At 54.6% G+C, this 22,655-nt stretch carries 25 protein-coding genes and 1 tRNA gene; 16 read left to right on the forward strand and 10 right to left on the reverse strand.

Going from position 1 to position 22,655, the window contains the following annotated elements; all coding sequences use genetic code 11:
* Nucleotides 1-59: 59 nt before the first annotated feature.
* The 4 genes from TMES_RS01020 to TMES_RS01035 all read right to left on the reverse strand — a co-directional run bounded on the left by TMES_RS01020 (nucleotide 60) and on the right by TMES_RS01035 (nucleotide 3,448).
* The gene (locus TMES_RS01020) at nucleotides 60-602 is read right to left on the reverse strand and encodes a L,D-transpeptidase family protein (protein WP_085578587.1); all 543 of its coding nucleotides are present in this window, start codon (nucleotides 600-602) and stop codon (nucleotides 60-62) included.
* Between the two features lie 276 nt (nucleotides 603-878).
* Nucleotides 879-1,403, reverse strand: a complete 525-nt coding sequence (gene ppa / locus TMES_RS01025; protein ID WP_085578588.1) for an inorganic diphosphatase — start codon at nucleotides 1,401-1,403, stop codon at nucleotides 879-881.
* Nucleotides 1,404-1,568: 165 nt separating this feature from the next.
* A complete protein-coding gene (locus TMES_RS01030; RefSeq protein WP_085578590.1) occupies nucleotides 1,569-2,417 on the reverse strand; it encodes a glycosyltransferase in 849 nt (282 codons plus the stop codon).
* Between the two features lie 101 nt (nucleotides 2,418-2,518).
* Nucleotides 2,519-3,448, reverse strand: coding sequence for a LysR family transcriptional regulator (locus TMES_RS01035; protein WP_085578592.1), 930 nt, complete (start codon nucleotides 3,446-3,448; stop codon nucleotides 2,519-2,521).
* A gap of 248 nt (nucleotides 3,449-3,696) precedes the next feature.
* On the opposite strand from TMES_RS01035, the gene TMES_RS01040 reads away from it, so the two are divergent.
* Nucleotides 3,697-4,656: a DMT family transporter gene (locus TMES_RS01040; protein WP_085578594.1), complete on the forward strand. Its 960-nt coding sequence runs from the start codon at nucleotides 3,697-3,699 to the stop codon at nucleotides 4,654-4,656.
* Nucleotides 4,657-4,677: 21 nt separating this feature from the next.
* Here TMES_RS01040 and TMES_RS01045 read toward each other — a convergent pair whose 3' ends face one another.
* Genes TMES_RS01045 through TMES_RS01055 form a run of 3 tightly spaced genes read right to left on the reverse strand, consistent with a single transcriptional unit; the run spans nucleotide 4,678 to nucleotide 6,312 of the window.
* On the reverse strand, nucleotides 4,678-5,025 hold the full coding sequence (locus tag TMES_RS01045) for an antibiotic biosynthesis monooxygenase family protein (RefSeq protein ID WP_085578596.1): 348 nt from the start codon (nucleotides 5,023-5,025) through the stop codon (nucleotides 4,678-4,680).
* On the reverse strand, nucleotides 5,022-5,351 hold the full coding sequence (locus TMES_RS01050; RefSeq protein WP_085578598.1) for an NIPSNAP family protein: 330 nt from the start codon (nucleotides 5,349-5,351) through the stop codon (nucleotides 5,022-5,024). Before TMES_RS01050 ends, TMES_RS01045 begins: the two co-directional genes overlap by 4 nt.
* A 46-nt stretch (nucleotides 5,352-5,397) precedes the next feature.
* Complete coding sequence (locus TMES_RS01055; RefSeq protein WP_085578600.1) at nucleotides 5,398-6,312, reverse strand: DMT family transporter; 915 nt, start codon at nucleotides 6,310-6,312, stop codon at nucleotides 5,398-5,400.
* An 83-nt stretch (nucleotides 6,313-6,395) separates the two neighbouring features.
* Here TMES_RS01055 and TMES_RS01060 point away from each other — a divergent pair, with 83 nt between their 5' ends.
* Nucleotides 6,396-7,091, forward strand: coding sequence for an ArsR/SmtB family transcription factor (locus TMES_RS01060; RefSeq protein WP_085578602.1), 696 nt, complete (start codon nucleotides 6,396-6,398; stop codon nucleotides 7,089-7,091).
* Here the strand turns inward: TMES_RS01060 and cobB are convergent.
* The 3 genes from cobB to hrcA form a co-directional block, all read right to left on the reverse strand.
* Nucleotides 7,058-7,819 (reverse strand): Sir2 family NAD+-dependent deacetylase, encoded by a 762-nt coding sequence (gene cobB, locus TMES_RS01065; protein ID WP_085578604.1) that lies wholly within the window; start codon nucleotides 7,817-7,819, stop codon nucleotides 7,058-7,060. The two genes, TMES_RS01060 and cobB, sit on opposite strands and share 34 nt — an antisense overlap.
* Nucleotides 7,820-7,963: 144 nt before the next feature.
* Nucleotides 7,964-8,605 (reverse strand): nucleotide exchange factor GrpE, encoded by a 642-nt coding sequence (gene grpE, locus TMES_RS01070; protein ID WP_085578606.1) that lies wholly within the window; start codon nucleotides 8,603-8,605, stop codon nucleotides 7,964-7,966.
* A gap of 52 nt (nucleotides 8,606-8,657) precedes the next feature.
* Entirely contained in the window at nucleotides 8,658-9,716 is a 1,059-nt protein-coding gene (hrcA, locus tag TMES_RS01075; protein WP_085578608.1) for a heat-inducible transcriptional repressor HrcA, read from the reverse strand.
* A gap of 262 nt (nucleotides 9,717-9,978) precedes the next feature.
* On the opposite strand from hrcA, the gene rph reads away from it, so the two are divergent.
* The 14 genes from rph (at nucleotide 9,979) to ptsN (ending at nucleotide 22,610) form a co-directional block, all read left to right on the forward strand.
* Complete coding sequence (gene rph, locus TMES_RS01080) at nucleotides 9,979-10,695, forward strand: ribonuclease PH (protein WP_085578610.1); 717 nt, start codon at nucleotides 9,979-9,981, stop codon at nucleotides 10,693-10,695.
* An 87-nt stretch (nucleotides 10,696-10,782) separates the two neighbouring features.
* Nucleotides 10,783-11,379, forward strand: coding sequence for an RdgB/HAM1 family non-canonical purine NTP pyrophosphatase (gene rdgB, locus TMES_RS01085; protein ID WP_085578612.1), 597 nt, complete (start codon nucleotides 10,783-10,785; stop codon nucleotides 11,377-11,379).
* Between the two features lie 130 nt (nucleotides 11,380-11,509).
* Nucleotides 11,510-12,697: a radical SAM family heme chaperone HemW gene (hemW, locus tag TMES_RS01090; protein WP_085578614.1), complete on the forward strand. Its 1,188-nt coding sequence runs from the start codon at nucleotides 11,510-11,512 to the stop codon at nucleotides 12,695-12,697.
* 156 nt (nucleotides 12,698-12,853) lie between these two features.
* Nucleotides 12,854-12,940: transfer RNA gene (locus TMES_RS01095), tRNA-Leu, on the forward strand.
* A 93-nt stretch (nucleotides 12,941-13,033) separates the two neighbouring features.
* Nucleotides 13,034-13,984, forward strand: coding sequence for a glycosyltransferase family 2 protein (locus TMES_RS01100; RefSeq protein ID WP_245835154.1), 951 nt, complete (start codon nucleotides 13,034-13,036; stop codon nucleotides 13,982-13,984).
* A complete protein-coding gene (locus tag TMES_RS01105; protein WP_245835155.1) occupies nucleotides 13,981-15,264 on the forward strand; it encodes an O-antigen ligase family protein in 1,284 nt (427 codons plus the stop codon). Before TMES_RS01100 ends, TMES_RS01105 begins: the two co-directional genes overlap by 4 nt.
* A gap of 147 nt (nucleotides 15,265-15,411) precedes the next feature.
* Nucleotides 15,412-16,023 (forward strand): ribonuclease D, encoded by a 612-nt coding sequence (locus tag TMES_RS01110; protein WP_085578616.1) that lies wholly within the window; start codon nucleotides 15,412-15,414, stop codon nucleotides 16,021-16,023.
* Nucleotides 16,024-16,156: 133 nt separating this feature from the next.
* Nucleotides 16,157-17,131 carry a KpsF/GutQ family sugar-phosphate isomerase gene (locus TMES_RS01115; protein ID WP_169718821.1) on the forward strand — a complete coding sequence of 325 codons (975 nt, stop codon included), beginning with the start codon at nucleotides 16,157-16,159 and terminating at the stop codon, nucleotides 17,129-17,131.
* A 2-nt stretch (nucleotides 17,132-17,133) separates the two neighbouring features.
* Nucleotides 17,134-17,844, forward strand: a complete 711-nt coding sequence (gene lptC, locus TMES_RS01120; RefSeq protein ID WP_085578620.1) for an LPS export ABC transporter periplasmic protein LptC — start codon at nucleotides 17,134-17,136, stop codon at nucleotides 17,842-17,844.
* Nucleotides 17,841-18,710 (forward strand): LptA/OstA family protein, encoded by an 870-nt coding sequence (locus TMES_RS01125; protein ID WP_085578622.1) that lies wholly within the window; start codon nucleotides 17,841-17,843, stop codon nucleotides 18,708-18,710. Before lptC ends, TMES_RS01125 begins: the two co-directional genes overlap by 4 nt.
* A 72-nt stretch (nucleotides 18,711-18,782) precedes the next feature.
* Complete coding sequence (lptB, locus tag TMES_RS01130; protein WP_085578624.1) at nucleotides 18,783-19,550, forward strand: LPS export ABC transporter ATP-binding protein; 768 nt, start codon at nucleotides 18,783-18,785, stop codon at nucleotides 19,548-19,550.
* A gap of 224 nt (nucleotides 19,551-19,774) precedes the next feature.
* Nucleotides 19,775-21,349 (forward strand): RNA polymerase factor sigma-54, encoded by a 1,575-nt coding sequence (gene rpoN, locus TMES_RS01135; RefSeq protein WP_085578626.1) that lies wholly within the window; start codon nucleotides 19,775-19,777, stop codon nucleotides 21,347-21,349.
* Between the two features lie 161 nt (nucleotides 21,350-21,510).
* A complete protein-coding gene (gene hpf / locus TMES_RS01140) occupies nucleotides 21,511-22,107 on the forward strand; it encodes a ribosome hibernation-promoting factor, HPF/YfiA family (RefSeq protein WP_085578628.1) in 597 nt (198 codons plus the stop codon).
* A gap of 38 nt (nucleotides 22,108-22,145) precedes the next feature.
* Complete coding sequence (gene ptsN, locus TMES_RS01145; RefSeq protein ID WP_085578630.1) at nucleotides 22,146-22,610, forward strand: PTS IIA-like nitrogen regulatory protein PtsN; 465 nt, start codon at nucleotides 22,146-22,148, stop codon at nucleotides 22,608-22,610.
* Nucleotides 22,611-22,655: the final 45 nt, after the last annotated feature.

The following is a 22,655-nucleotide window of genomic DNA, read 5'->3' on the forward strand; positions in this document are numbered from 1 at the left end:
GTCTGATAAATGTGCGGCTTTGAAACTAGGGTGTTGCAGGGTTGGCTGCAAGGGTATGTTCATTTTTGGCCAATGCAAAGGCGGGTGGAAACAGTGCAATTTGCTAAAATGGCGATCAGATCATTTTTTGCCAGCGCAATACATCCCTCGGTCCCGTCATAGGCCGGGCGGGCGATATGCATAAATATCGCCGACCCGCGCCCCGCTATGGCAGGGCTGTCATTGTGATCAAGAGCAACGATCACGTCATAGATATGGTCCTCGCGCCAAAGCTTTTCGTGGCTTTTGGCAAAGGGCAGGCGTACCGGGCGGTTATAGGCATCACTGTGCGGGTCATCACACCAGCCATCGTTTCGCACGAGCTGATAAACGGGCAGGGCGGTTTTAACGGGCGGGAGTCGGTCCGCACGATACATCACATAGCGCAAATTCCAGATACCGGTCGGGCTCGCCCCGTCGCCTTCGGTTTTGTCCGCGCGCATCCCGGTCTTGCCGATTGCTGCACGATAGGTTTGCCCGGCAAAGCTGAGGTCGCCGTCGGCATTGACGACAATGTCAGTATCTTTGCCATTTTTGGCAGGGTTCGGGGCAACACTATCCATCAAGTCCTACCTGTTACAGGGGCACGGTACGCGGGCGGGATCAGAGGACCAGCGCGAAGATACATGAAGACACATATTGCGTGGCTTGTATGGCGCATATGTGACGCCGACGGCCATCTGATAGCAGAAAGTTGGTGTTGCTTTGTGTGCGGGTGATCTGACCAGATATATCACACCGGGCTGCTTGCAAGGATGAAAACAACAACGCCCCGCATTTCTGCGAGGCGCTGATGTCGTTTATGCCTGTCGTATTGGAACAATCCGCAACAGGCGAAATTATTTTGCGAAACGTTCAATCGCAGCATTGATCAGCTCGGCGGCGGTGTCTGCACCTTTCCAGCCGGTGACCTTTACCCATTTGCCTTTTTCCAGATCCTTGTAGCGTTCAAAGAAATGCTGGATCTGGTCGCGCAGGATTTCGGGCAGGTCTTCGTGCGATTTGATGTCCTTGTAATAAGGATCAACCTTTTCGTGCGGCACGCAGATCAGTTTTTCGTCCATGCCGGCTTCGTCTTCCATCATCAGCACGCCAATCGGGCGCGCCCGAATGACCGAACCGGCAACAACGGGCTGGCGGAACATGACCATGGCATCAACCGGGTCGCCATCGTCCCCCAGGGTGTTGGGAATGAAGCCGTAATTGACCGGATAATACATCGAGGTATGCAGGAAACGGTCAACGAACAAGGCACCGGAATCCTTGTCGACTTCGTATTTTACCGGCCCGCCCTGCGGGATTTCGATAACAACATTGACGTCCCAGGGAACGTCTTTACCAACCGCAATCTTGCTGAGGTCCATCGGGGAAACACCCTTTCGCGTTTGCTTCAGATCGCCCGTTGCCGGGCTTTGATATTGGATCCACCTGCGCGCCTTTGGCGGGCGTGCAAAAATGATGCGGCCCTTTTATCGCGAAATTCGCCATGTTCCAAGAACGCGCTTGTGCGTCATTGGTCGGGTATGAATTTATTCGGCGGCTTCGGGGGATAAAAACATGCTTTTCCCCGGTAGAAACCGGGATGTGTCCTGCTCAAGATTCTTGAAATGAACCCCGTTATTATCAGAACCGGCATGACGCTGGGTAATTTTGCGCCCATGAAACAGATGCAAAACCGGCGAGCTGTATTCCAGATTTATGCGCCGCAAACCGGACCTTAGCAACCGCAGGACAAAATCCGAATCTTCCATCCCGTGACCTTCATAGGCTTCATCAAAGCCTGCAACCCGGTCAATATCGCTGCGGAAAACAGCAAGATTGCAGGTTTGAGCCTTTTTCCAGCAATTTTCGTGTTTCCACAGGCTTTTGTCAGACTGTGGCATCGGCACAAACTGGAACGGGCGGTTACATTGCCCGCCCAACCCCAGCCCGAACAGGGCAATACGGGGCCATTTGTGAAAAGCGGGTTGTGCGCGCAACAAAAATTCGGTGAAGCGACGCTTTAGAAAAACCCGTTTGCCGGTCACAAAGCAGCCCGGGGTTGCGGCCTGGCGATGGCGGGCAATAAAATCGGGCATGACACAGCAATCACCGTCGATAAATACCACCAAATCGCCATGACACAGCGATAGCGCCCCGTTTCTGGCGCGGGCAACGCGAAAACCGGAGTCTTCTTGCCAGAAATGATGAACGGGGACGGGGGAGTTTTCTGCAAAACTGTCGATAAGATTGCGGGTTTCGCTATCGGAGCCGTCATCAGCAATGACGATTTCAAAATGCCGGTCTTTCTGGTCAGCCAATGACTGTAAAACCATGGCAAGTGCGGTAGACCAGTTATAGGTGGTCACGATAACCGATACCAGATTTACCTTAGACATCTTCCCCCCGGTCGAGATCTGATTAACGCCAGCATCACTCTGAACAATATTGTGCCCAAAAGTTGTACAGGTCCGGCGGGTGTTTCGCAACCAGATGAAGGTTACAGATGTGTGTTTTCGCGCGACTGCGGGCCGATCTGGTCGCGAATCCAGCTTGCGGCAGCCATCACGGCGGGGTCGCGTTCGCGCGACGGGCGGATCAGCAACCGGTACCACCAGCTTGACATGAAATCGGGAAAATTCAGCGCGACCAGTTCACCGCGATCAACATATTTGCGCGCCACCACATCGGTGCTCGCCACAATGCCGTGGCCTTCGCGGGCGGCTTCCAGCGCCCAGATATGGTGACTGAATGTCCAGCAATCGCCCAGGGCGAAATTTGTTTCCTCGAACCAGGAATTGATTTGCGAAAACTGTTCGCTGTCGCTGTCGATCAGCAAAATATCGCGCGGTTCAAGGCGTGCGACATCGACATTGTTTTTGTTAAAGCCGCGCCGTTCCAGCCATTGCGGGGAGACCAGGGCATGGTAAATTTCCGGCGTTAAAAGCTCCATCGTCCAGCCTTCCGGGCCGGGCAGGTCCTTGGGCGCGATTTGCAGGGCGATGTCAATTTCAAGCGGATCAAGGTCGTCGTCAAATTCGATTTTACGAAACTGAACCGGAATATCGCCCGGAATTGCGCTGCGCAGACTTTCCAGTTCTTCAATCAGGATGCTCAGGGCCGGGGTTGCCAGCGCACCAATGCGAATGGCCCGGCCCTTGTCAGGGCCGATTTCGCTGGTGATGCCGGAAATATCATCAAGGGCAGCGGTTAAGCGGGGCAATAACTGGCGCGCCGATTTGGTTAACGATAATCCGCGTCCCTTGCGCACAAACAGCACAACACCAACGCTTTCCTCAAGCTGGCGCAACTGGTGGCTGATTGCACTTTGGGTAACATTCAGCTCCTCGGCGGCATCTTTCACGCTTTGATGGCGGGCGGTGGCTTCAAAGGCGACAAGGGCGCGAAGGGGCGGTAATTTGCGACGCATGATGGTTTTCCGCTAACAGGCATTGTGGGCTGGTTCTGTTTAACAGGAGCGGTGTTTTGTTTGGCACAAAATTTTCTCATCGGTTGGTGAAAACTCTTCATTCGTTTTTTTCAAGCGTTCCGGGCAAGATGCCATCCAGAGAGGGTTTCCAGACCCTATGTCTCCTTGCGCCACCCGCAGTATCTGACTGATCCAGGCTTTGGAAACTCCCTCTTTACCCTTTTCAGATCGAATACAGGAAATTGGTCATGACCCGGACGCTGGCGCGCCTGAGCGGAAATTTGCGCGGCGTTTTATGGATGACAGCCGCAATGGCATCGGGCGTTTGTGTCGATGTCTGCGCCAAGCTGGTCGCAGCTGAAATTCCAACCGCCCAGATTTTGGCGATGCGCGCCATTCTGACCGTGGTGGTTTTTGTGGTTATTGTGATGTGTATTGGCACACGGCATGTGCGCACCCGCCGGCCGATGGCGCATATCGCGCGCGGGGTGCTGTGGTATGGCTCGCTTTTTTGCGTGTTTTTTGCCCTGCGGCAAATGAGCATCAGCGAGGTTAATGCCTATCTGTTCATCGAAGCCTTGCTGACGGTCATGCTTGCGGTGGTGTTTTTTGGTGAAAAACTGACCGGTCGTAAAATTGCTGCCACCTTGCTGGGGCTGGTCGGTGTCTGGGTGATGTGTGTGCCCAAAATGAATGGCTTTGGCGTACCGCTGGGCATTGCGGCGGCCTTGGTCGGGGCGTTTTGTTTTTCGGCGCAAACCCTGTTTGCCAAAATTATGGTTCGTACCGAAACCAACTTTTCCATGTTGTTCTGGCCCCAATTGATTGCCGTGGTGATCTGGTTGCCCGTCGCCATTATCATGTGGAAACCGGCGGGATTTGCCGATTGGGCGTTTTCGGGCGGGGCCGGTTTTTTTGCCATGTCGACCAATTATATGGTGTTGCGCGCGGTGCGCGTGGCCGATGCCAGTGTTATTTCGCCCGCTGCCTATACCGCATTGCCATTTTCCATCGCCATGGATCTGATTTTTTTCGACATGTTGCCGATGCCGATTGTTTTTGTCGGTGCCGGGCTGGTGGTGTTTGCCGTGACGCTGCTGGATTTTAAAGGCGGGGTCAAACCGGCCATTGCCGATGCCGATGATGCAAAATCCCTGACAGCAAAAGCCCCGTCGGCGGGTGATTGTACCGCCGACGCGCGGGTTTGATCCTGTTTGCCGGTATAACGCTTATCTGTCGTGATGATGATGCGAATCGGTTGGTACGTCGTCACGCGCGGTCATGCCGTAATCACGCATCACATCGGCAACCCGCAGGCGGTAATCCTGAAAGACCTGGTTACGGCCTTTGTTTTGGGCGGCGCGATGCTCGCCAAGGTTTCGCCATGCCTTAACCGCCTCTTCATCGCGCCAGAACGACAGCGATAAAATTTTGCCCGGCGTGGTGATGCTTTCAAACCGTTCAATCGATATAAAACCGTCAATGTCATCAAGCAAAGGCCGCAGTGCGCCCGCGATATCGAAATACTCGTTTATCCTGTCAGGTTTGGGCATTACTTCAAAAATAACAGCAATCATGGTGCGATCCTTTTGCCATGCGGGCCAGAGGCCAGGCGGTAAAACTGCCGGTCTTCGCGGCGAATAAACTGTTCTTTTTGCGCAAAGCGGTAATTTTCCTGCCCCAGCGGATCATTTTGCAAGCGCTGGCGATAGGTCTCATAGGCCGCCAGATCGGGCAGCGAATAAACTCCGTAGGCGGTGGTGGTGGTGCCTTCATGCGGGGCGAAATAGCCAATCAGGTCCGCCCCGCAACGCGGGATCGCCTGGCCCCAGTTGCGTGCATACTCCGCAAAGGCCTCTTTTTTATAAGGGTCAATTTCATAGCGGATAAAACAGGTCAGCATTTTAAGGCTCCTTGGTCGCGCAAAAATTAAACTGATGGTCAGGAAATTATGCGGGTTTGGCAGCAATCGGGTGCGGTTTGCGCGGCCAGTTAATAATGGCGACTCCGATCAGGGCACAGAAAATGCCAGCCAATGTCAGCGGGCCGATTGTCTCGCCCAGCAACAAAACCCCCAGCGCAACGCCAATTCCGGCGCGCAAATAGCTTTGGCTGGCCACCCCCATTGATCCCAGTGTGCGCACCAGCCGGAAATAAATCATCAAGGCGACACCGGTGCAAAATACCGACAGCACAAGGACTGCGATAATTGTTTGGGGTGCTGGCGTTAAGGTCCATGGCTGGTCAAGCAACAGGCTGGCCGGGAGCAGACAGATACTGGCCCAGATCATGGTGCCCGCAGCTGTGACAGTGGCGGGAAGCTTGCTAAACCGTTTGCCATAAATGGCACCGCAGGCATACAGCAGGGCGCCGAGCAATATGGCGGCCTGTCCGCCAATATCGGCCCCAAGGCCGTTTAAAACACCGGGGCCGACAACCATGATCACGCCTGAAACACCCAGCATTGCGCCGATCAGTTTGGTTTTGTTGACTGTTTCGTGGCGGGTGACAAACAGGGTGATGAAAAACAGAAAAACCGGCGATGTGGAATTCAGCACGCTGGCAAGCCCGCTATCGACATATTGCTGGCCCCACGCCAGAACCGTCCAGGCTCCGATGGAATTGAAAATTGCCTGCAGCAGTAACATTCGCCATGTTTTGCCATCACGGGGAAATTTGTCGCCTTGCCAGATAACAATGCCGGTCAAAAACAGGGCAGCAATGCCTACCCGCATCGCAATCAGGGTGATGGGGGGAATGTCCTCAAGCGCAATTTTGATGAAAATATAGGACGAACCCCACAAAAGGGCGAGAATAGCCAGCAACAGAAACTCGGTTGCCAAGGTGGTTTTAGGGCTGTGCATGATGGATCCTGCATCGGGGAAGCATAAGAACTTTGGCCATTATGCTGATTGTGCGACCGCGATGTTTCGATTAGCATCGAACTATGAAAGAAGGACCGGACATTGCCCGTGTGGCAGCATTAATTGGTGATCCGGCGCGGGCAAATATGCTGACTGCGCTGATGGCGGGCCGTGCCTTAACTGCAACCGAGCTGGCACAGGAAGCCGGGGTAACGGCGCAAACGGCCAGTTCCCACCTGGCAAAACTGCAAGAAGGCGGCATTGTTGAAGGCCGCAAGCAGGGGCGGCATCGGTATTTCACCCTTGGTAATGCCGATATCGTTGAATTGCTGGAAACCTTGATGGGCATTGCCCAGCGCACCGGTCATAACCGGGTGCGCACCGGGCCCAAAGACCCGGCCTTGCGCAAGGCCCGCATTTGTTACGACCATTTGGCCGGGGAAATGGGGGTGGCCTTGTTTGAAAATCTGCAACAGCGCCAGCTGGTCAGTTTTGAGCCCGGCGGCGATATCAAACTGACCGACGCCGGGGCAGGCTTCGTCACCGCCTTTGGCCTTGATCTGGACCATATGCGGCAATTGCGCCGCCCGTTATGCCGCGAATGCCTGGACTGGTCGATGCGTCGGTCGCATCTGGCCGGGGCGTTGGGGGCGGGGCTGTTGCAACGGATGCTTGATCTGGGCTGGGCGCGGCGGTTACGCGATTCGCGCGTGGTGGATTTTACCCCTACCGGTGAGCGGGCTTTTTACGATTTGTTTTCGTCCCTGCCCAATAGCTGATCGACAAACGCCGGAACCGTTTGGGTGGCCGGACCATAAATACCGTTATCAAACAGGCTGGCCCCGTCGCTGGGTTCAAGGTTGATTTCGATGGTTTCCGCTTCGGCCTGATGGTGGGCAAATTCAACAAACCCGGCGGCGGGATAAACATTTCCCGATGTGCCAATTGATATAAACAGCCCGCATTTTTCCAGCGCGCGGTAAATCCGCTCCATTTCCAGTGGCATTTCACCAAACCATACAATATGGGGCCGCAAGCTTCCTTTATGGCCGCATTGGGCGCACTTATCCTCGCTGCCAAGGTCATCTTGCCACGGGGAAATGGCGTTGCAATGAAGGCACTGCACCTTGAACAGTTCGCCGTGCATGTGGATCAGGTTTTGGCTGCCCGCGCGACCGTGCAAATCATCAATGTTTTGCGTCACCAGCAACACATCGCCGGGCCAGTTTTGTTCCAGATCGGCAAGGGCATGGTGCGCGGCATTGGGGATTACGGCGGGGTCATGCAGAATTTTTCGCCGGTCATTATAAAAGCTGTGGACCAGGGCGGGGTTGTTTTCAAACGCCTCGGGCGTCGCAACTTCGGAAATATCGTATTTCGCCCAGATCCCGTCGGGGTCGCGAAAGGTATGCAACCCGCTTTCGCGTGATATGCCAGCCCCGGTTAAAATAACAATCGGGGCGGCCTCATCACGCAAGACATCTATGACAGCGCGCGAAAGTGACATGACGAACCCTGTATTTATGTGTGATTACAATTTGTTTAACTCAATATTTGAATTAATTTATCAATAGTGTCGGCCAAGCTTAAAAAAAATGGCCCAATCACCAGGGGTGAGGGGCCATTTTTGCGAAATCAATGTGTTAGCCGGTTATGCGGATGTATCAACATTGCTGCCCGGTTCGCTGCCCGCATCGGGCGCAGAACCTTCGGGTTTTTTGGCAACGCCAACCATTGCCGGGCGCAACAGCCGGTCCTTGATCACATAACCTGCCTGCATCACCTGGGCGACATGGCCTTCGGGATGCTCGGCACTGGGCATTTCAAACACGGCCTGATGTTTGTTCGGGTCCAGCTTTTCGCCCAGCGGTTCCATCTTTTTGATGCCGTTCTGCTCGAACGACTTCAACAGGGTGCGCTCGGTCATTTCAACGCCTTCGATCAGCGTTTTCATGGCTTCGTTCTGATTGGCACCATCGCCGGCGGCTTCAAGGGCGCGACGCAAATTGTCGCCGACATCCAGAAGATCGCGGGCAAATTTGGCAATCGCGTAATTGGCCGAATCCTCGACATCCTTTTTCGCCCGACGGCGAATGTTTTCGGCTTCGGCGGCGGTCCGTAACATGCGGTCCTTCAGTTCGGCATTTTCAGCCTGAAGGGTCGCGATCATTTCATCGGCTTCACTTGCCCCGTCCTGCGCAATGTCTTCCTGCGCGGCTTCTTCGGCGGCAACCTGCTCGGCCGGTGTGGCATCCTGCATTTCTTCGTTCGTGTTTTTTGCGGTTTCCGTCATGTGTTGGACTACCTTCACTTGTTGTGTGGCCTGGCACGCAGCGCCACAAAATTTAACCAATCAGTCGCCCGACCAGTTTGGCGGTATAGTCGACCAGCGGAATAATGCGGGCATAATTGATCCGCGTCGGTCCGACAACCCCGATTGCGCCGACAATGCTTCCTTCGGCGTTCTGATAGGGCGATATCACCATCGACAAACCCGATCCACCAAACAGCTTGTTTTCGGTGCCGATAAAAATCTGAACCCCTTCGGCGTCTGATGTAACGTCCAAAAGCTCGATCATCTGGTCTCGGGCTTCCAAAACATTAAACAGCCGTCGAACGGTTTCAAGCTGTTCGATGGTCGCAATATTTTCCAACAGCTGGGATTGCCCCTTAATGATCAGGGATGAATCTTTCACCCCGCCTGCCCAGGTCGCAATGCCTGCATCAATCAGATTAGCCGATAAAACGTCCAGCTCGGTCTGAATGCGGTCGCGCTCGCGTGCGACCAGAAGGCGTGCATCATCAAGAGTCTTTCCAGCTAGCTGCGTATTTAGATAATTCGCCGCTTCTGTCAATGCCGAGGTCGGCAAATTGGCCGGAACATCGACAATGCGGTTTTCCACACTGCCATTTTGCGCGACCAGCACTGCCAGCACCTTGCCCGGTGAAAGAGGCACAAATTCGATTTGTTTAAGGCGTAATCCGTCGGTTTTCGGCGCAACTACCAACCCGGCACAGCGCGACAGACCCGATAACATGCTGGTGGCTTCACCCAGCATTTCATCAAGGGAATAGCCCGCCCGTTCGCAGTTTTTGGTTAGCTGGTCGCGCTCGGCATGGGGAAGGTCGCCAACCTCCATCAGGGCATTTACAAACAGCCTTAATCCTTTTTCGCTGGGCAAGCGCCCGGCAGAAATATGCGGCGCCACCAAAAGCCCCTGATCTTCAAGATCGGACATGACATTGCGCACGGTGGCCGCCGAAAGCTTTTCCGACATCCGCCGCGCGATGGTGCGCGAGCCGATCGGTTCACCGGTTTCAACATAGGCGTCCACGATCTGACGAAACACCTCGCGGGATCGTTCATTCAGATCGCCCAGCATTGTGTTGTCCATAAGCGCCATTTAAAACCTTGTTACATGCGGTTTTGCTATATTTACCTGAATTTAGACAGCGCGTATCGCGTCGTCAATTGCGCGCTGTTGCAGGGCAGGGCGGAGAATTTGGTTGATTGTCCTTTGTACGATTGTTTTCGGGCCAGGGATACAGGCGAAACCGGCGAAAATGCTGGACCTTTGGGGGATGGAGCATTAGCTTGGCCCCATTCCAGATCTGGTCCGGATATGGCTCCGGTCTCTCTATTCATTTTGTTATGAGGTTCCCTTCATGCGTCCTTCCGGTCGTTCCCTTGATCAGCTTCGCGATATCACCATCGAAACCGGTGTCAGCAAATATGCCGAAGGCTCCTGTCTGATTAAATTCGGCGATACCCATGTTTTGTGTACCGCAACGGTTGAAGACAAGGTGCCGGGCTGGATGCGCAATTCGGGCAAGGGCTGGATCACCGCTGAATATGGCATGTTGCCGCGCGCAACCGATTCGCGCATGCAGCGCGAAGCCACCCGTGGCGGCCAGTCGGGCCGGACCCAGGAAATTCAGCGTCTGATTGGCCGTTCCATCCGCGCAGTAACCGACCTTAAAGCCATGGGCGAAATGCAAATGCGCCTTGATTGTGATGTTATCCAGGCCGATGGCGGCACGCGTACAGCCTCCATTACCGGGGCCTATATTGCCGCTCATATCGCCTTTCAGGGTGTTCGTCGTTTGGGCATGATCAAGGAAATTCCGTTTACCCATGCCGTTGCCGCCATTTCATGTGGCCTTTACAAAGGCACGCCGGTTCTCGACCTTGATTACGCCGAAGACAGCAATGCCGGGGCGGATGCCAATTTTGTGCTGGCCGGGAATGGCGGGCTGGTTGAAGTGCAGGCCACTGCCGAAGATGTACCGTTTGAACGTGATGCCTTTGATCAGATGCTTGATCTGGCGCGTAAGGGCTGTGACGAGCTGTTTGCCAAACAGCGCGCGGCTTTGGGCCTGTGATTTGGTGATTGGCCATTTACCATCTGGCCAGGGATGAAACCCGTTCAATCGTAATAATTCTTAATCCAGATACCTGCAGGCCGGAAAATGGTACGTCGCTTTACGGAAAAAAAGCTGGTTATTGCCAGCCATAACAAAGGCAAGATCGTTGAAATTGCCGAACTTCTGGCCCCTTTCGGGATCGAAGTGGTGTCGGCGGGTGATTTGGGCCTGCCCGAACCCGAAGAAACCGAAAACTCGTTTATCGGCAACGCGCAATTAAAGGCGCTTGCCGCGGCACGGGCGGCAAACCTGCCGGCCTTGGCCGACGATTCGGGCATGGCAGTGTGGGCGCTGGATGGCGCGCCGGGCATTTATTCGGCCCGTTGGGCCGGCCCGGACCGCGATTTTGATATGGCGATGCAAAAGGTGCAAACGGCGGTGGGTAATCATCCCGACCGTCGGGCCGATTTTATCTGTGCCCTGTCGCTGGCCTGGCCTGATGACCATGTTGAAAATTTTGAAGGCCGGATTGAAGGCGATCTGGTTTGGCCCAAACGTGGAAAAAACGGCTTTGGCTATGACCCGATGTTTCAGCCCCGCGGGTATGAGCAAACTTTTGGCGAAATGCCTGCGGCCAAAAAGCATGACATGAGCCACCGGGCCCGTGCCTTTAATTTGCTGGTGAAAGCCTGTTTTGCATAACGGCCTGTTTCGCCTTATCTGATATCAGGCACCGTCGGTTGATATCGTCGGTGCCTGAATTTTATCAGCCATATTAATCGGCCCCGCCCCCAAGGGGCCAGTCTTCCCGCTGCCATGAAAGACCATACCGTTGATAACGCCCGAAACCGTCCCGTTTGGCATTTATATCCATTGGCCGTTTTGCCTGTCGAAATGCCCTTATTGCGATTTCAACAGCCATGTCGCCAATCATGTGGATCATACCCGCTGGCGGGCGGCGTTGCGGGCGGAACTGGCGGTGGGTGCGGCCCGTCACCCCGACCGGGTTGTGGGATCAATATTTTTTGGCGGGGGCACGCCGTCCCTGATGGACCCGGAAACAGCCGGGGCGCTGATTGCGGATATCAAAACATACTGGCGGGTGGCTGATGATGTTGAAATCACGCTTGAAGCCAACCCCGGCACGGTCGAGATTGACCGTTTTTCCGCCTTTGCTGCCAATGGTATCAACCGGGTGTCGCTGGGTATTCAGGCGTTAAACGACCGCGATCTGGAATTTCTGGGTCGGGTGCATAACGCTGCTGAAGCCCGACGTGCCCTTGATGTGGCAGCCACGGTGTTTGACCGATTTTCGTTTGACCTTATTTATGCCCGACCCGACCACGACCCGACCGCCTGGCGCCGCGAATTGCGCGAAGGGCTTGAAATCGCCAACGGGCATATCTCGCTTTATCAGCTAACGATCGAGCCGGGAACGCGGTTTTATACCCTGCATCAGCGCGGCGAGCTAAAGGTTCCGGGCGAAGACCTTGCCGCCGAGCTTTACGACATTACCCAGGAAGAAACCGAACTGGCCGGGTATGGCTGTTACGAGGTTTCCAACCATGCCAAGCCGGGGCAGGAAAGCCGCCATAATCTGGTTTACTGGCGCTATGGCGATTATCTGGGCATTGGCCCCGGCGCGCATGGGCGTGAAGCCGTGGTCGGTGCTGACGGGCAGATTACGCCGATGGCGGTGCGCCGCCACCGTGCGCCTGATATCTGGCTGGACCGGGTTGAAAAACTTGGCCATGGCACCCGGGAAGAAGTGGTGCTGGACCGTGACGAACGATTGATTGAAATGGTGATGATGGGCTTGCGCCTCAACGAGGCGATTCCCCTGTCGCGGTTTGACCGGGTGGCGGGGGCTGGCCCGCGTGATGTGCTGGATGCTGAACGCCTCGAAACCCTGATCGTTTCGGGCGATCTGGTGTGTGACGGGGCCGGTTTGCGCGCCACACAGCAGGGCCGTAACCGGTTGAACGGCGTTCTGGGCTATCTTTTCGAACCTTCGGTTTAAGGGGAATGGCGGATTTTTGCCGTTTTTAGGGCTTGGCAAAAAAACAGCGAAAAGATCGGCAGAAACTTTGAAAAAGTTTGTTGACACTTGTTTGTCAGCGCGTATATTCCGCCCCGTTCCGGACGACAAATCCGGAGCAAACCAGACAGCCCCTAAGCCCAGGTGGCGGAATTGGTAGACGCGCTGGCTTCAGGTGCCAGTGGCCGCAAGGTCGTGGAAGTTCGAGTCTTCTCCTGGGCACCATACCCCAGTACATCTAACGATGTGCTGGGGTATTGTCGTTTCGGGGTGGTTTTTGTCTTTGCAGTGGGTTGCCGATATCGCTAGAACAGCTTAATGCAGATTTGGCGAATGGGGGCGCGGGTGCCAGATATCAGTTATGTTCTGCCGGTTTTTAACAAGGCCGCCGCCCTGCCGTTTTTTATCCAGTCCCTGTGTGATCAGACCGGGGAATTTTCCGCCGAATATATTTTCGTTGATGATGTTTCAAGCGATGACTCGCTTGCTGTGTTGCGTGCGCGCACAGCGGATATGGCAAATGTGCAAATCATTGAAAACACCCGCAATGCTGGCCCGGCCATCCGGCTTAATCAGGGGGCGGCACTGGCGAGTGGCAAATATCTCGCCCTGTTTGATTGCGATGAAGTTTTGGCCCCCAATGCCATTGCCACTTTGCTGAGCCTTGCCACCCGCCATGATGGCGACATGGTGCATGGCAAATGGCATAAAACCAACGATCCGATTGAGCAGATACAGGCCGTGGTGATTGCCCCCGATGTGACAAGCACGGTGTTTGAAAACCCGCTGGAGCGGGTGTTGGGCCGGGGGATTGTACGCATGACCTGGCTTGTGGAACGGGCCTTGTTTTTGCAGGCTGGTGGATGCGATGAGCAAGTGTTTGTACAAGATGAATCGCTGCCATTGCGGTTGGCCGCCCATGCGCGCTGCCTGGTCGATAGTGCGGCGATTGTTACCTGGGTGCCCGATGCCGGAAGCCATTTGTCGGATAACAAAATTCAGCAGCATCACGACCGCTTCATGACGTTTTATCATTTTTTGCGCCAAAACCCTGATTTACCGACCAAAAACCGGGCGCAACTGGCAATGAAATGTGTTTCTGCCGCGCGTAAAGCCTTGCGCGACGGGTGTGCCATGCCCGGTTTCAAAGTTCAGTTTGCCTATTTGGCGGCCAAGCTTGGCCTGTTATCGGCGGACAGCCCCCTGATTGACACTTTCCATGACGCCTTTGCCCAAGTTCCCGCCATCCGGAGGCCTGATAACCCGTGACCAAATTTGCCGTTGCCCTGCCTTACAGTGATAAAATTGAACGTCGCCTGCATTTGGCGGCGTTGGTGTTTTTGTGTCTGATCCCGACTTTTTTGCTATTTGCCCGCGGGGCGGCCGATGTGTCGCTGGTGCTGGTGGGGCTGCTGTTTCTGACCCGCAGTACATTGCGGCATGACTGGGCGTGGGCACGCCAGATCGATATTGCGGTTTTGTTGCTGGCTTTGCTGATGCTGGTGGTTGTGGTGGCCCCTTTTGGTGAATATCCCGGTAAAAACTTGTCGCGCGGGCTGATTTGGGTGCGATTTGTGGTATTTTATGCCGCCATTAGCCGCTGGGTTCTGGTCGATAAGCTCGCAATCCGGGTGGTGTGTTATGCCACCTTTGCCGCCCTGATGGTTGGGGCGCTTGATGGGGTTTATCAGTTTATTACGGGCTATTCGCTGTTGGGCGGACAGGGCATGGTTGCAAACGGAAATCGGCTGACCGGGCCGCTCGACCGCCCCAATATTGGCAGCTATTTGTCAAAGCTGGCATTCGGCGTTATGGCGCTGGCTTTTGTCGCGCGTGAGCAACTGGGGGAAAAACGTCCGCTGGCGATCGGGGCCGGGGTGATGGTGCCGGTGCTGGCGGTTATTTTTCTTAGCGGGGAGCGTGCCGCCAGTGTTTTAACCCTGATGGGGCTGGTTGCGGTTGTGATCGGTCTGTTTATCAGCGGTGGTCGCGCCCGGGTGCTGTCGATATTTCTGGGTGCGGTTGGCGTTGCCGGAATTGGCCTTTTGTTATCGTCAAGTGATCGTATCGCCGGGCGGGTGGCGGCATTGGGAGCGGTTGTATCGGATTATGCAGACTCGATTTATGGGCAACTGGCTCTGATGGGCTGGCGCTTTTTTACCCAAAACCCTTTGACCGGTATTGGTATGGGCAGTTTTGAAAAAGTTTGCCGCGCGCAACAGCCGCCGGAATCGCTGCAATTTGGCTGTTACCCGCATCCTCATAATATTTATGCCGAATGGCTGGCCAGTAGTGGCCTTGTCGGAACGGTGCCATGGCTGGCTTTTGTTGGAATTGTCATTTGGGCGGGGCTGCGCTTGATCCGCGCAGGGCATACGCAAACGGTGCTGGTGGCGTTGTATCTGGCGACCTTGAATGCCTCGTTTTTTCCCTTTGCCGCGACCCAAAGTGCCTTTTCAAACTGGCCCGCGATTTTGGCCTGGATGTCAATCGGCTGTGCGGTGGCGGCTTTGAATGTTTTTAAACGTTCCTGTCCCACCACGGCCTGAAGCCCCCGCTTTTACAAATACGATGTCTGACGGGCGAAATTTTGCCTGTTTTACGAGCAATATCGGTTGATCCGGGGTGTCTTTTGCATCGCGGGCGCGGCGTTGCTGTGTTAAGACAGGGCCAAACTTTCAGACCGGAGAATCGCGATGACAAACTACCTCCATCACGGAGATTTGCCCGACGGGCTTGATCTTGGCAAAATTGTTGCGATCGACAGCGAAACGATGGGGTTGAACCCGCATCGCGACCGTTTGTGTGTGGTGCAATTGTCGTCTGGCGACGGAGATGCGCATTTGGTCAAATTTGATGGCGCTGATTACAGCGCGCCGAATTTGAAAAAAATGCTGGCCGATCCTGACGTGCTGAAACTGTTCCATTTTGGCCGTTTCGATATTGCCGTGATGGATGCTTATCTTGGTGTGCGCTGTGCGCCGGTTTATTGCACCAAAATCGCCTCGAAACTGATCCGTACCTATACTGACCGTCACGGGTTGAAGGATCTGGTGCGCGAACTGGTGGGGATTGAAATTTCCAAACAGCAGCAAAGTTCGGACTGGGGTGCGCCCGAGCTGACCGACGAGCAAATCGCCTATGCCGCCAGCGACGTTTTGTATCTTCATAAAATGAAAGAAGAGCTTGATCGTCGCCTGAAACGCGAAGGCCGTATGGAAATTGCCCAGTCCTGTTTTGATTTCCTGCCGACCCGTGCCAGCCTGGACCTTGCAGGATGGGCTGAATCAGACATCTTTGCCCATTAGGACCCTGTTTGTTGCCCGTTATTTTTTGGCGGGCAGTGATCCCGGTTATTGACACATTTTTGCGCCAGTGAAGCCCGGTTGTTGATGACATCGCAATCGGGCCGGGTGCGGACCGATGATAATAAAGAAGCCCATGACAGTTACCGAAGCTGAAAAAAACGATATTGCCGTTGCCCGCAAGGTCTTGAGCCTTGAAGCTGCTGCCCTTGAGGAGCTGGCACAATCGTTAAATGGCGATTTTTGTCGTGCTATTACCCTGATCGAAGGGTTAAAGGGCCGACTGGTGATAACCGGCATGGGCAAAAGCGGCCATATCGCCAAAAAGGTGGCTGCCACGTTTGCCTCAACCGGCACGCCGTCGTTTTTTGTTCATCCCGCCGAGGCCAGCCATGGCGATCTGGGCATGATTGGGCAGGATGACGCGGTTCTGGCAATGTCCAATTCGGGTGAAACCCCCGAACTGTCCGATATTATTGCCTATACCCGGCGCTTTCATATTCCACTCATCGGCATGACCCGCCGGGCGGAAAGCTCGCTTGGCAGTCAGTGCGATTTTCCGCTGGTTCTGCCCAACAGTGTCGAGGCCTGCCCCAACCGTCAGGCCCCGACCACATCGACCACAGCAATGCTGGCGCTGGGCGATGCCCTGGCCGTGGCCCTGATGGAACGGCGCGGTTTTAGTGCCGACGATTTTCGCACATTTCATCCTGGTGGCAAGCTGGGCCAGCGTTTGTTGCGGGTACGCGAAGTGATGCATGGTGCGGACCAGTTACCAACCATCTCGATGAAGGCCCGCATGGCTGATGCGCTAATGGAAATGACGGGCAAGTCATTTGGCTGTGTCGGTGTGGTGGACGATGCCGGGAAACTTGCCGGGATTGTGACCGATGGCGATTTGCGCCGTCACATGACTGATGATCTGGTGTCGCGCCCGGTTGAAACCGTGATGACGTGCAATCCCAAGGCGATTACGGCTGATTTGCTGGCGGTCGAGGCGCTGGCGATTATGAATGATCGCAGTATCACATCGCTGTTTGTGGTGGATGATCAGGGTGTGCCCTGTGGCCTTGTCCATATCCATGATCTGTTGCGTCTCGGAGTAGCCTGAACATGTGCGCGGATCGTTCAGATACACCGGAAAGCGAGGCGCATAACCCGCGGTCGCGTGACCGGATGTCGTCGACCCGGCGCAATGTTAAAATCAATCCGTTTCGCCGCAGCGTTGTTTTGATGCTAAAGTTAATTCTGCCGATGGTTGCGGCGGCGTTGCTGGCACTGGTAGTTTTGTGGCCCCAGATCGAACAGGTACAGGAAAACGGGTTTCATCTTGGTTTTTCCAGCTCGCCCGATGATCTGATGGAAAATGTTGCCATGAGCAATCCGCGGTTTTTTGGTGTGGATGGCAACCGGCAACCTTTTACCGTAACGGCAACCGAAGCCGTCGAGCAGCGCAAGGATGGTGAAAGTGCGATGGAGCATGTTTTGCTCGACCGTCCGCAGGCCGACATGACGTTAACCGATGGCACCTGGGTCGCCTTAACGGCAGACAAGGGGTTTTATACGGAAAGTAAGGGCAAGCTTGATTTAAATGGTGCTGTTAATATGTATCACGACAAGGGGTTCGAGATTCATACAGAAAGTGCCGAAATCAGGTTAAGTCAGGGCAATGCCAGCGGCACCGACCCGGTCGACGGGCAGGGGCCGTTTGGAACGATTAAGTCTGATTCAGGGTTTGAACTGGAAAATAAGGGGTCTGTTATTCATTTTCTGGGCAAATCGAAACTGACGATATTTGATAAGGCAATGAAAGGGAAATCATGATCAGAACGCCGCACGGGGGTGGGTTGTTATATGCGGCGACGCTTGTGGTTGGGCTTGCCTGTAGTGCCGCGACCAGCCCGGTTTTTGCAGCGCCGCTGGGCTTGACCCAGCAAGGTGCGGGCGGCCTTGATGTTGAATCCGATAATGGCATTGAATGGCGTCGCAACGACAGTGTGTTGATTGCGCGGGGCAATGCGTTTGCCCGCCGGGGTGATTCAAAGGTCAATAGCGACGAATTGCGGGCTTTTTATCGTGAAAGCGATGCCGGAACCGAGATTTACCGCTTGGAAGCACATGGTCATGTAAAATTATCGACCACGACCGATGTTGCCACCGGCGATCTGGCCATTTACGACATCGATCAGGCGGTGGTGGTGCTGACCGGGGATAATTTGACATATAAAACCCCGACCGAAACCCTGACCGCCAAAGACAGCCTTGAATATTGGGAAGCCAAACACATGGCGGTGGCGCGCGGTAATGCCGTTGCGACATCCGAAGGGCGCAAATTGCGCGCCGATGTGTTAACGGCCCGGTTTATTCAGTCTGCCAAAGGCGACAACGAACTTGAACGCATTGATGGCTATGGCCATGTTACCATTGAAACCGCCACAGATTTTGTTGTGGGGGATCAAGGGGTTTATGATGCGAAAACGGGTATCGCGACCTTGACCGGATCGGTTAAGATCACGCGCGGCAAGAACCAGTTGAACGGGGATCGCGCCGTTGTCGATTTAAAAACCGGAATTAGCCGCCTGATGGCAGATGGCAAGGGAGACGGTAAATCACGGGTGCGTGGCTTGCTGGTTCCTGATAATGAAAAGAAACCCGAAGCAGGCAATAAGCCCGCTGGTAAAACAAACTGACAAAGGGTCGGAAAGACAGTGTTCTGGTCTCGTAAAAGCACAAATAAACCAGGCGCAGATGCGTCTATTGCCATGCCCGACGCCGAAAGTGCGGGCGGGCCGCGACTGGTAAGTGCAAATAAGGGGCTGGTGGCACATAATCTGGGCAAGAGCTTTAAAAAGCGCCCGGTCCTAAAGGATGTTTCGATTTCGGTTCAGCGCGGCGAGGCCGTGGGCCTTCTTGGCCCGAACGGGGCGGGTAAAACCACCAGTTTTTACATCATCACCGGGCTGATTTCCCCCGACCGTGGCAGCATTTCGATGGATGGCCGCGATATTACGATGATGCCGATGTATCAGCGTGCGCGGATGGGCATTGGCTATTTGCCGCAGGAAGCATCTATTTTTCGCGGTATGACGGTTGAACAAAACATCATGGCCGTGCTTGAAGTGGTCGAAAATGACCGCATCAAACGCGAACAGAATCTGGAAGATTTGCTGGCTGAATTTGCCATCGAGCATTTGCGCCGCACGCCTGCCCTGGCCCTTTCCGGGGGCGAACGCCGCCGCTGTGAAATTGCCCGTGCCCTGGCCGCCCATCCCAATTTTGTGCTGCTAGATGAACCGCTGGCCGGGATCGACCCGATTGCAGTGGGCGATATCCGCGATCTGGTGGGGCATTTGAAAAACCGGGGAATTGGCGTTCTGATTACCGATCATAACGTGCGTGAAACCCTCGACATTATCGACCGGGCCTATATTTTGCACGATGGCCGGGTGCTGATGGAAGGCGGACCAGACGAGATTGTACGTAATGTCGATGTGCGCCGTGTGTATCTGGGCGACAGATTCAGTCTTTAAGACAATAAAACAATTTAATATTTGGCTGTTCCTGTCTTTTTCGGACTGATAACAATTGATTTGATCAATCACCGTGTGCCTGTATGGGGACTTGCGGCCAGGTTGTTCTGACACTGATATTTCATGAGCCCATACCGCGTCGTTACATATAGAAACGCGGACGGGCGCTCAAAGGCAAGGCACGGAAATGGGGGAAAGCGGATTGATACGGGGTAGGTACTGATATGGCCCTGAAGGCAAGGCTTGATCTTCGTCAGTCACAGTCTCTTGTCATGACGCCGCAATTGCAGCAGGCGATCAAACTGTTGCAATTTAACAATATCGAACTTTCCAATTTCATCGACAGCGAGCTTCTGGAAAACCCGCTCCTGGAACGGGCCGAACCCGGCCAAACCTTTGCCGAAACCGGTGATGATGCGGTTGGCAATGGCGAGCCGGGCCTTGATACACGCGCCATTGACGATTTTCGCGACCGCGAGGATTTGCGCGGCACCGACCGTCTGGCTAGCAGCGACAGCATGGGGTCTGAGGCCAGCAGCCCGCTTGATTGCGCCCCGGACGCGCTTTATGACGGCGAAGGCGAGATCACACCCGATGGCGCCCCGGTCAGTGCCAGTCACGATTATTCCCAGCCCTATAGCGCGGGCGGCGGCTCGATGGCCGGCGGCGACAGCGATGATTTGCCGGGCTTAGAACAAACCCTTGCCGATACCATCACCTTGCGCCAAAGCCTTGATGATCAGCTTAATCTCGCTTTTTCTTCGCCCGTGATGCGTATGATTGGCAGTTATCTGATCGATATGCTCGACGAAAAAGGTTATGTCGCCGGAGATATCAGCGAAGTTTGCGAGTCCCTTGGCTGTGAAATGTCGCAGGTTGAAACCGTGCTGGCCCGGATGCAGGGGTTCGAGCCGGTGGGTATTTTCGCCCGCAACCTGCCCGAATGCCTGGAATTGCAATTGCGCGACCGTAACCGGTTTGATCCGGCAATGGCGGCGTTACTCGGTAATCTGGAATTGCTGGCACGGCGCGAATTTGACCGGCTGCGCCGTATTTGCGCGGTGGATGGCGATGATCTGGCCGATATGATCGCCGAAATTCGCACGCTCGATCCGCGCCCGGGCCGTACCAGCGACGGCGATCCGGCAACACCGGTTATTCCCGATGTGCTGGTGCGGGCCGGTAACGCCGGTAGCTGGTTGATCGAGCTTAACAGTGATGCCTTGCCACGGGTGCTGGTGAACGAGGAATATGTCGCTGAAATCAGTGGCGGGATTCGCGGTCGTCAGGAAAAAAGCTTTGTAAACGAGCGGTTGCAAACCGCCAATTGGCTGGTCAAGGCCCTGCATCAGCGTGCAACAACGATTCTCAAGGTCGCCTCCGAGATCATTCGTCAGCAGGACGGGTTTTTCAATCACGGGGTTTCGCATCTGCGCCCGTTGATTTTGCGCGATATCGCCGAAGCCATCAGCATGCATGAAAGCACGGTGTCGCGGGTGACAAATGGCAAGTTTATGGCGACCCCGCGCGGCATATTTGAACTGAAATATTTCTTCACCACCGCAATTTCGTCTTCGGATGGTGGAGATTCCTATTCATCTGAATCGGTACGTCATCGGATCAAGTCATTGATAGATGCGGAGAATCCGAAAAAAATTCTGTCTGACGATAAACTTGTCGAACTTCTGCAAAAGGAAGGGATCGACATTGCCCGGCGAACAGTGGCAAAATACCGTGAGGCAATGCGGATTCCGTCGTCCGTCCAAAGGCGGCGCGAGAAAAAAGCACAGGTACGATAGCTGCCTGATGCCAATAAACAATGCCTAAGGTATTGAAACATATTGGTGAATACCCAAATGTTGACTTGGCATTGGCGACGGAATATGGTGCCGCCACCTGATTGAGGGGCACCATTGTTCGCAGATGTACTGGAAGTCACTCAACTGGGGATAGGCGATCCATGCAGATTACAGTAATTGGCAAGCAACTTGACGTTGGCAGCGCTTTACGTGAACACGTCGTCGAGACCTTGGACCTTGCGGTAGAGAAGTATTTCGATCATGCGATCGAGGCCACGGTAACGATTACCAAACAGGCGCATCTTTATCACATACAGATTTCGGTCCATGTCGGCAAAGGCATGCTGGTTCAGGCGAAAGCGGCGGCTACCGAGGTGTATCCTGCCTTTGATGCAGCTTGTGAAAAGGTGGCCAAGCGTTTGCGTCGCTATAAACGGCGGTTGCGTGATCACCATACGGCCCGTGATCAGTATGAAGATGCCTTGATGGATGCGCGTCATTACGTGATCCAGCAGGAAGATGAAGATCATTCTGACGACGATCATGTAAACGGCTTTGATCCGTTGATCGTTGCAGAAACACCCGATCGCATTGATACGCTCTCCGTTGGTGAGGCGGTCATGCGTCTCGATTTGGGGGATATTCCGGCGCTTATGTTCCGGAATGGCAAACATGGCGGATTGAACGTTGTGTATCGTCGGGCCGATGGCAACATTGGCTGGCTTGATCCGGCTGATGAAAAAGCCGGGGCAGCCTGACGAACGCGACCTCTGGTCCAAACAACGCAATGCGAAAGATGGACATTTCAACAATTCTCTCCCCGTCAGGGGTTATTCCGGCATTGCGTTCCGGTGCCAAGAAGGCTGTTCTCGAGGAACTCGCAGAAAAAGCAGCCGAGGTTACCGGACGTGATGCAGGGCAGATTTTCTCTGTTTTGCTTGATCGTGAAAAGCTGGGCAGCACCGGTGTTGGTGGTGGTGTGGCGATTCCGCATGGCAAACTGGGCGATCTGGACCGGCTTTATATGGTATTTGCCCGTGCGCAAAATCCGATCGAATTTGATGCTGTCGACGAACAGCCCGTCGATCTGTTTTGCATGCTGGTGGCCCCCGAAGAAGCTGGCGCCGACCATTTGAAGGCTTTGGCACGTATTTCGCGGTTGCTGCGCAATCAGGGTATGTGTGAAAAGCTGCGCGGGGCTGCATCGGCTGATGCAATCTATGCGTTGCTGACCCAGGACGAGGCCGAACAGGCCGCCTGAAAAATATCGCATTGACCGGCCCGGCTAACATCGGTCCGGCAACGA

The sequence above is a fragment of the Thalassospira mesophila genome, from assembly GCF_002115755.1.
GTDB lineage: Bacteria > Pseudomonadota > Alphaproteobacteria > Rhodospirillales > Thalassospiraceae > Thalassospira > Thalassospira mesophila.

What these genes read in the sequence shown, in the direction of transcription:
- TMES_RS01020 (WP_085578587.1), bottom strand. Translation starts at nt 602, where the DNA reads ATGGATAGTGTTGCCCCGAACCCTGCCAAAAATGGCAAAGATACTGAC.
- ppa (WP_085578588.1), bottom strand. Translation starts at nt 1,403, where the DNA reads ATGGACCTCAGCAAGATTGCGGTTGGTAAAGACGTTCCCTGGGACGTC.
- TMES_RS01030 (WP_085578590.1), bottom strand. Translation starts at nt 2,417, where the DNA reads ATGTCTAAGGTAAATCTGGTATCGGTTATCGTGACCACCTATAACTGG.
- TMES_RS01035 (WP_085578592.1), bottom strand. Translation starts at nt 3,448, where the DNA reads ATGCGTCGCAAATTACCGCCCCTTCGCGCCCTTGTCGCCTTTGAAGCC.
- TMES_RS01040 (WP_085578594.1), top strand. Translation starts at nt 3,697, where the DNA reads ATGACCCGGACGCTGGCGCGCCTGAGCGGAAATTTGCGCGGCGTTTTA.
- TMES_RS01045 (WP_085578596.1), bottom strand. Translation starts at nt 5,025, where the DNA reads ATGATTGCTGTTATTTTTGAAGTAATGCCCAAACCTGACAGGATAAAC.
- TMES_RS01050 (WP_085578598.1), bottom strand. Translation starts at nt 5,351, where the DNA reads ATGCTGACCTGTTTTATCCGCTATGAAATTGACCCTTATAAAAAAGAG.
- TMES_RS01055 (WP_085578600.1), bottom strand. Translation starts at nt 6,312, where the DNA reads ATGCACAGCCCTAAAACCACCTTGGCAACCGAGTTTCTGTTGCTGGCT.
- TMES_RS01060 (WP_085578602.1), top strand. Translation starts at nt 6,396, where the DNA reads ATGAAAGAAGGACCGGACATTGCCCGTGTGGCAGCATTAATTGGTGAT.
- cobB (WP_085578604.1), bottom strand. Translation starts at nt 7,819, where the DNA reads ATGTCACTTTCGCGCGCTGTCATAGATGTCTTGCGTGATGAGGCCGCC.
- grpE (WP_085578606.1), bottom strand. Translation starts at nt 8,605, where the DNA reads ATGACGGAAACCGCAAAAAACACGAACGAAGAAATGCAGGATGCCACA.
- hrcA (WP_085578608.1), bottom strand. Translation starts at nt 9,716, where the DNA reads ATGGCGCTTATGGACAACACAATGCTGGGCGATCTGAATGAACGATCC.
- rph (WP_085578610.1), top strand. Translation starts at nt 9,979, where the DNA reads ATGCGTCCTTCCGGTCGTTCCCTTGATCAGCTTCGCGATATCACCATC.
- rdgB (WP_085578612.1), top strand. Translation starts at nt 10,783, where the DNA reads ATGGTACGTCGCTTTACGGAAAAAAAGCTGGTTATTGCCAGCCATAAC.
- TMES_RS01100 (WP_245835154.1), top strand. Translation starts at nt 13,034, where the DNA reads ATGCAGATTTGGCGAATGGGGGCGCGGGTGCCAGATATCAGTTATGTT.
- TMES_RS01110 (WP_085578616.1), top strand. Translation starts at nt 15,412, where the DNA reads ATGACAAACTACCTCCATCACGGAGATTTGCCCGACGGGCTTGATCTT.
- TMES_RS01115 (WP_169718821.1), top strand. Translation starts at nt 16,157, where the DNA reads ATGACAGTTACCGAAGCTGAAAAAAACGATATTGCCGTTGCCCGCAAG.
- lptC (WP_085578620.1), top strand. Translation starts at nt 17,134, where the DNA reads ATGTGCGCGGATCGTTCAGATACACCGGAAAGCGAGGCGCATAACCCG.
- TMES_RS01125 (WP_085578622.1), top strand. Translation starts at nt 17,841, where the DNA reads ATGATCAGAACGCCGCACGGGGGTGGGTTGTTATATGCGGCGACGCTT.
- lptB (WP_085578624.1), top strand. Translation starts at nt 18,783, where the DNA reads ATGCCCGACGCCGAAAGTGCGGGCGGGCCGCGACTGGTAAGTGCAAAT.
- rpoN (WP_085578626.1), top strand. Translation starts at nt 19,775, where the DNA reads ATGGCCCTGAAGGCAAGGCTTGATCTTCGTCAGTCACAGTCTCTTGTC.
- hpf (WP_085578628.1), top strand. Translation starts at nt 21,511, where the DNA reads ATGCAGATTACAGTAATTGGCAAGCAACTTGACGTTGGCAGCGCTTTA.
- ptsN (WP_085578630.1), top strand. Translation starts at nt 22,146, where the DNA reads ATGGACATTTCAACAATTCTCTCCCCGTCAGGGGTTATTCCGGCATTG.